The sequence below is a fragment of the Bacillus sp. OTU2372 genome (assembly GCF_038440275.1).
GTDB lineage: Bacteria > Bacillota > Bacilli > Bacillales > Cytobacillaceae > Neobacillus > Neobacillus bataviensis_B.
The window spans coordinates 75,477-82,071 of sequence record NZ_JASATK010000021.1; the positions used below are offsets into that span (position 1 = coordinate 75,477).

Annotated in this window: 6 protein-coding genes; 3 read left to right on the forward strand and 3 right to left on the reverse strand. The window is 38.2% G+C overall.

Annotation, left to right across the window (positions count from 1 at the left end; translation table 11 throughout):
* Positions 1 to 198 precede the first annotated feature (198 nt).
* Genes AAHB15_RS23895 through AAHB15_RS23905 form a run of 3 tightly spaced genes read right to left on the reverse strand, consistent with a single transcriptional unit; the run spans position 199 to position 3,838 of the window.
* A complete protein-coding gene (locus AAHB15_RS23895) occupies positions 199 to 1,260 on the reverse strand; it encodes a Ger(x)C family spore germination protein (RefSeq protein ID WP_335574698.1) in 1,062 nt (353 codons plus the stop codon).
* Positions 1,257 to 2,345, reverse strand: a complete 1,089-nt coding sequence (locus AAHB15_RS23900; protein WP_335574697.1) for a GerAB/ArcD/ProY family transporter — start codon at positions 2,343 to 2,345, stop codon at positions 1,257 to 1,259. Before AAHB15_RS23900 ends, AAHB15_RS23895 begins: the two co-directional genes overlap by 4 nt.
* 17 nt (positions 2,346 to 2,362) lie before the next feature.
* Entirely contained in the window at positions 2,363 to 3,838 is a 1,476-nt protein-coding gene (locus AAHB15_RS23905) for a spore germination protein (RefSeq protein ID WP_335574696.1), read from the reverse strand.
* Between the two features lie 188 nt (positions 3,839 to 4,026).
* Between AAHB15_RS23905 and AAHB15_RS23910 the strand changes: the two genes are divergently transcribed.
* The 3 genes from AAHB15_RS23910 (at position 4,027) to AAHB15_RS23920 (ending at position 6,543) form a co-directional block, all read left to right on the forward strand.
* Positions 4,027 to 4,470, forward strand: coding sequence for a YbaK family protein (locus AAHB15_RS23910; RefSeq protein WP_098532365.1), 444 nt, complete (start codon positions 4,027 to 4,029; stop codon positions 4,468 to 4,470).
* 152 nt (positions 4,471 to 4,622) lie between these two features.
* Positions 4,623 to 5,345 carry an N-acetylmuramoyl-L-alanine amidase CwlD gene (cwlD, locus tag AAHB15_RS23915; RefSeq protein ID WP_335574695.1) on the forward strand — a complete coding sequence of 241 codons (723 nt, stop codon included), beginning with the start codon at positions 4,623 to 4,625 and terminating at the stop codon, positions 5,343 to 5,345.
* 145 nt (positions 5,346 to 5,490) lie between these two features.
* Positions 5,491 to 6,543 (forward strand): P-loop NTPase, encoded by a 1,053-nt coding sequence (locus AAHB15_RS23920; protein ID WP_342043494.1) that lies wholly within the window; start codon positions 5,491 to 5,493, stop codon positions 6,541 to 6,543.
* Positions 6,544 to 6,595 lie beyond the last annotated feature (52 nt).

The window sequence follows — 6,595 nt, forward strand, 5'->3', positions numbered from 1 at the left end:
CTCCTTTATAGGGATGGTTCATGGGGATAAAAGATACTGGACTCGTTGGGTTCAATTTATAAGAAGTCAGTTATTTTGCTGTTCTTTATAAATATATGGCTGTATTGTGGCAATTTGTCAAAAGGACCAAAATTTAACTCCCGGTCAAAGGATCGGGAGTTTTTTGCTTGCAGCTGCATACACCAATTAACAGGGTAATTAATCTATTACCCCTGATTCTGTTATGGTTACATCTGCTTTAACGTTCATTTTTAAATACCTGTAATCTGCTTCCCACTTACTATAATTGAACTTTCTGGTTTTGCTTTTAATAAAATGACCGAATCCCACAGGGTCAATATTTTTTGATTGAAATCTTTTGGTTAACTTTAGGCATTCCACTTCAATTTCCTTTTCTAATTTTTTCTCAATCACTTTTAGTTTCTTTGGTGTTACACGGATACCTGAGTATTCATTTAATATCGCCTTAACCTTTATACGGATATTAATCTTTAAAGGTTTTCTTGAAACAAGATTCATTTTGTAATTGGAACGAATACTTTCAATTGCAGCTGCATCTTTACCAAGATTCACCTTTAAGGTTCCTTTACTATACTTGTCAACTAGCAGTTTAAAGTAGAACATTTTATCAGGCGGAATGGTATCGACGACATGACCATATCGAAAAAAACTAAGACCGCTAATTTCTACAGTTTTTTTGTTTAATTTTTTTATCCGAGGAAGATAAGGTGTCTTTCCTTTTTGATTAAAATCAAACAAAAAACGCTGCAGGTCCGATTTAGGAACATCCTTTGATTTCATATTATGGCGGATAAGATTGGATAGATAAATAGCATTTCCTCTTTCACCATATGTACCGTTAATGACTTCTTTTGCTTCACCTTCTGTAACAGCTAGATATAATCTTGCGCCAATACTGGGATCACGTTGGAATGAATCAATTAAGTCCAAAATTCCCTTTTCTTTTGCAAGCCGTTCACCAAAAAGGACCACTTTAAGACTCCCTGTTACAAGTGGATCGGAGGATTGACGCTGTACATCTCTCAAAAAGTCCCTGCTTAAATTAGATGAAGACGAGAAGGTTTTATTTTTCACTGTTTTATCCGATAAATAGACGGGAACTAAGGCGGTACCGCGTATTTTACCATTTGTATAATCATAAGCGGCTCCAGTCTCTAGATTGACATCATCCACGATTTCCTTTTGAATACAGCCGGCAAGTATGGTAGATAGAATGAGAAGAGAAATTAGTATTTTCATTCTTTTTTCACCTTCTTAGCAATCAAAACAAGAAAAAACAACAAAGGGATGTAAACATAATTAAGGAAAAAAGAAATCTTGCCTGTGTAGTCAGTCAGGGTGTTAATTTGCCCCCGTGTTTTAAAAAAATTTATCGTAATTAAAACAATCGTTGTTAATAGTAGGACTCCATATTTCTGCTTCAAGTGGACAGCCCGTTTTAAAATACGGCTTCCACACCAAAGGGCAATACAAAAGTTAGGCAGAATGACAATATTCCAGTTGGCAATCCCGATGTATTCAAATCTCTCCACAAAAGGCATCTCGACCACCTTCCAAATCGTCAAGGTGGCCCAGATACTCTTCTGCAGCTGCCCTTCAGAAAAATAAGAAAAGGTTGTAATGGTTATGGCCGTATAAAGAATGGTGGTACAGAGGACACCCCAATGAGCCCATTTCTTTGACTTTTGCGGATTTTTGATAAAGGGATAAAAGAATAACAGTACTTCATAACCGAGATAGGTAAGTGACATTTGATAGGACGCCTTAACTAAATCTTTGATAGGGTGATCAAAGACCGGAAGTAAATTTCTTAAATCAGCATAGGGGATGGTGAAGAAAAAAGTGAAAATTAGGTATAAGGGAAGAACCACTCCAAAAAATGCTATGCCTGTGACAGTACGAAAACCTCCAAAAATAATATAGATTGCCAGCACACAGAAAGCGAAAGCATACCAAAATGTACTCATATCCTGGAACATCCATACTTGAACCACTTCAATAAATGTCCGCAGCGTAGTTAAGGCCACACATAAAAAGTAAAGTACAAAAGGCAGAGTGATAAGACGGCCCGCTTTTTTGCCAAAAACATAGGAATGGGCCGTCATAATATCACCGTTTACTGTATCAAGGATCCTATACATCAACCATAGAATGACATGTATACTTAATCCGGCAATAATGACCGAGATCCAGGCGTCATATCCTGCGGTTAGAGCAATTAATCGCTGAAAGCCTAAAATACCAATACCAAACTGCATGGTATGGACTAGAAAAAAAACTAAAAAAGGAGATATTTTTGCTTTTTCAGGTATTAATGGTTCCATAGAACTTCCTCCGCTTCCTATTCGTCAATATCGCTTTTATTATTGAAGGGATAACGAACAGGTTTTTTTGTCCTAAGTGTTTGTGGACGTAAGGATTGTTTGCTAAACGGCAGCCTAATTAGGGAATCCTTAAGGTCTGTTATTCTTGGTGGATATAAAGGTTCCAAAAAAGGCCTGTTTAAGGAAGTCAGCCGTAATAAATGGGTCATTAAGAAACAAAAACATAAGACAATACCAAGCAGTCCCCAAAGCTCGGCAAAAAACAGAAATGGAAATCGGAGCAGTCGAATGGCATTACCCATTTTATAAACGGGTGTTGTAAAAGATGCCAATGCCGCAAGTGCTACAATGATAAGGAGAACATTACTAGTTAATCCAGCCTCAACCGATGCAGTTCCAATGACAATACCTCCTACGATACCAATTGTCTGTCCTACCTTAGTAGGCAGACGGGCTCCTGCTTCCCTTAGCAGTTCAATGGTCAGCTCCAAAAAGAGTGCCTCTAAAATAGGAGGAAGCGGTATATCTCTCCGAGAGGTGACTAAAGTGTTCATTAAGTCTGTTGGTATCAATTCATAATGGTAGGATAATGTTGCTACATAAACAGGTGTGACTAAAATCGAAAAAGCAACAGCGAAAAGCCGAATTAACCGGAAAAAAGAGGATAACATCCAATTTAAAAAGTAATCCTCAAATGAGCTGAAAAATTCAACGAGTGTAGTCGGCGTAATCAAGGCGTGCGGTGAACCATCAACGAATATGGCTATTTTCCCCTCTGCTAAAATGGCCGTAACCCTGTCCGGCCGCTCGGTATCCAAAAGTTGTGGAAAAGGGGAGTTTTTATTATCGGATATTAGCTGAACGATATATGAACTATCGGTAATCGCATCAAATTTAATATTTTTAAGCCTCTCCATAACGGTTTTGACATTTGCGGGGTCCACAATACCCTCAAGATATAAGATAGATACCTTCGTTTTTGATAGCGATCCAACAATTAATTCTTGGACAATTAATTCTTTGACAGGAAGGCGTTTGCGAATCAAGTTCACATTTTGATTGATCGATTCAACAAAAGCTTCTTTTGGTCCGATTACACTAAATTCAACCTCTGGGGGTGAAATGCTTCGGACGAGTTCCTTGTGTGCCGCTAAAAAAACAAAATGATGGCTGTCAGATTCTAATGTTAAAAGGGCATACCCACTGAACAATTTCTGTTCAATCTCGCTTGGATTAATGCTAATTTGTACATCAGCGAGGGCAATTATTTTCTTTACATCTTCAATTTTTTCAAACGGTTTCTCCAATAAATAGGGAAGGACATTCTCCTGTAAAATACTTTCATCAATAAGAGTTGAAATAAACCAAAAAGAGAACTGTTTATTAGTGGGTTCATTAATATAAGAGACTTTTTTAAAATCATTTGAGCGCTTGAGAGTTTTTTCCAACGTTTCTCTTTCAAGTACTTTATCTTGTTTTGAAAACCAACCCATCTATTATTGCACCGTCCTTTTCAGCCTACAATTATCGTTTCCCTATTTTGGAAAGAGTATGAATTAGCGGTTAAAGAGTTATTAAAGGTTTGCAACTTTACCCAATAAGTGATATTAAAAATTGGAAATGAGGACTTTGCATTTCTTAGACCTAAGGGATAAAGAATAGTCCTAAGAGGTGAAAAGAAGTGACAGTTATAACAACCTTTAAAGAAAAACGACGTGAAAAGCAGATTAAATATGAACGTTCAGTGCTGAGGGATTTATCGATTAATACATTGAAAGAAAGAGTAAAACAATATTTCGGTTCCACAAGCCTTGCCAATAGCTTTGTGATGAATTCAGGAATAGAAGAAGCTTGTTATGATGTCGCCCTTGAGGCATTCCTCTTGGGGGCTAAATTCAGTAAGTTTGGCTATTATGGCGATAATCTTGAGGATGTAAGAAAACGGTGTTTTAGAGAAGAAAAACATCTGATTGATACACTTTACAATTTTCTGCTCTATTGGGGAAATGGTCAAGAAGGCACTATGAGTGAGTCGCTATATTATCTATGCGAACAATATATCTTTGTCTGGTGGAAAGAGGGTTATGAAAAAGGGCAGAGACGACATAAGCTGAGATTACATTAAACCCAAAAAGCATCCTGTAAGGGTTCATGCTGCTCAATTCCTTTTTAAAGAGCTTCTATGTACATTGCTTAAAGGGTGCTTTTTGGGGTTCTAAAACTTCCCCTTGTCCCATATAGTTAACTGAACAGGGACGAGCGGGAAGGAGGATATGGGTGGCTAAGCGCAGATTAAAGATTATTAGCTTTATTACAGGATTAATCGTGTTATTTTTTATACTACAGCATGATTTTAGTGAAAATAATTCATGGAAAACCTGGAATCTTCCCTTATCAGGAAAAATAATCTTGTTGGATGCTGGTCATGGAGGCCCTGATGGCGGGGCAGGAACGGGCGAGACGCTTGAAAAGGATATTGCCTTAGAAATCACCAAAAATGTTCGTGACTACCTACAACAGCAAGGGGCTCTTGTGATTATGACAAGGGAAAAGGATGAGGATTTAGCCGACCCTGATACGAGGGGCTATAGCCGCAGGAAGGTAGAGGACCTCAAAAAAAGATTAAAAATGATAAATAAAACAGATATTGACCTATTCGTCAGTATTCATTTAAATGCGATTCCATCCTCTAGATGGAGTGGTGCTCAAACCTTTTATGCTCCACATCATAAGGAAAACGCCCGAGCGGCAAAGTTTATCCAAGAAGAGCTCCGAAGAAATCTCGAAAACACTGAACGTAAAGCCAAGCCCATCAATCAAGTGTATATCCTGAAAAATGCGAAAAAACCAGGTGTTCTAGTAGAGGTAGGATTTCTATCCAATCCAAGGGAAAAGGCGCTCCTAAAAAAGGAGTCCTATCAAGAAAAAGTGTCCGCTTCTATAAATAACGGAATCCTGCGTTACTTTACAAATGAAAAGGAATTAAAAGAAACAGAGTAAGGGAGATGGAAGCATCTTCCGATTTTTTATGCAATGAGTAAAAACAGACTTTAGATTTGCATAAACGTGTGATTGAATTAACTGTTTCTCGTCTCGGTTATGGTATACTGAAAATGGAAAAGAATTCATAGGTGAGGTGCATTTTATGTTAACAGAGAATAATGTCCGTGAAGTTCTGGGCGGCCTCAAAGAGCCCTTTTTACATAAACCATTAGCTGAATTAAACGCTATTGAGGAAATTAAAATTAAAGAAGAAAAGAACCATGTTAGTGTTAAGGTGTTGATTGCGAAAACAGGGACAAGCGAACAGCTTCAACTCCAAACACAAATTGTTAGTGTGTTAAAAGAAGCAGGTGCGGCTACTGTTGGAATCCGATTTGCTGAGCTATCAGAAGAAGTCTTAGCACAACATCGCAATGCAGAACCAGAGCAGGACCAAAACCTCCTTAATTCAAAAAATACAACCTTCATTGCAATTGCCAGCGGTAAAGGAGGCGTAGGTAAATCAACGGTTTCCGTTAACCTTGCTGTGGCCTTAGCACGGTTAGGCAAAAAGGTTGGGCTAATTGATGCCGATATCTATGGATTTAGCGTACCTGACATGATGGGTATTACAAATCGGCCTGTTGTACGCGGAGAAAAAATTATCCCTGTAAACAGATTTGGAGTTCAAGTTATTTCAATGGGCTTCTTTGTAGAGGACAATGCACCTATTATTTGGCGTGGTCCGATGTTAGGTAAGATGCTGAATAGTTTCTTCAGTGAAGTAGAATGGGGAGAACTTGATTATTTATTATTAGATTTGCCTCCTGGTACTGGGGACGTTGCTTTAGACGTTCATACCATGCTGCCTTCTTGTAAGGAAATTATCGTTACGACACCACATCCAACAGCTGCGTTTGTGGCAGCTCGTGCAGGTGCTATGGCACTAAGAACAGAGCATGAGGTACTTGGAGTGATTGAAAATATGGCATTTTTTGAAAGTAAGCTAACCGGTGAAAAGGAATATGTTTTTGGCCGCGGTGGAGGAGACAAGCTTGCAGAAGAATTAAATACGGTTCTTCTTGGACGCTTGCCGCTGAACCAGCCTGATTGGAATGATGAAGATTTTGCACCATCTGTTTACCAAGAAGATCATCAAATCGGGAAAATTTACTTGGAAATTGCTGAAAAAGTAACTGACCTGTTGAAAAAATAAGAAAAAAAGCCTCTACCTATTAATAATGTGTACCCGTTGTAAAGGACATTTT

Bases quoted from the DNA above. Each gene is read 5' to 3' on its own strand.
- AAHB15_RS23895 (WP_335574698.1), bottom strand. From the start codon at position 1,260: ATGAAAATACTAATTTCTCTTCTCATTCTATCTACCATACTTGCCGGC.
- AAHB15_RS23900 (WP_335574697.1), bottom strand. From the start codon at position 2,345: ATGGAACCATTAATACCTGAAAAAGCAAAAATATCTCCTTTTTTAGTT.
- AAHB15_RS23905 (WP_335574696.1), bottom strand. From the start codon at position 3,838: ATGGGTTGGTTTTCAAAACAAGATAAAGTACTTGAAAGAGAAACGTTG.
- AAHB15_RS23920 (WP_342043494.1), top strand. From the start codon at position 5,491: ATGTTAACAGAGAATAATGTCCGTGAAGTTCTGGGCGGCCTCAAAGAG.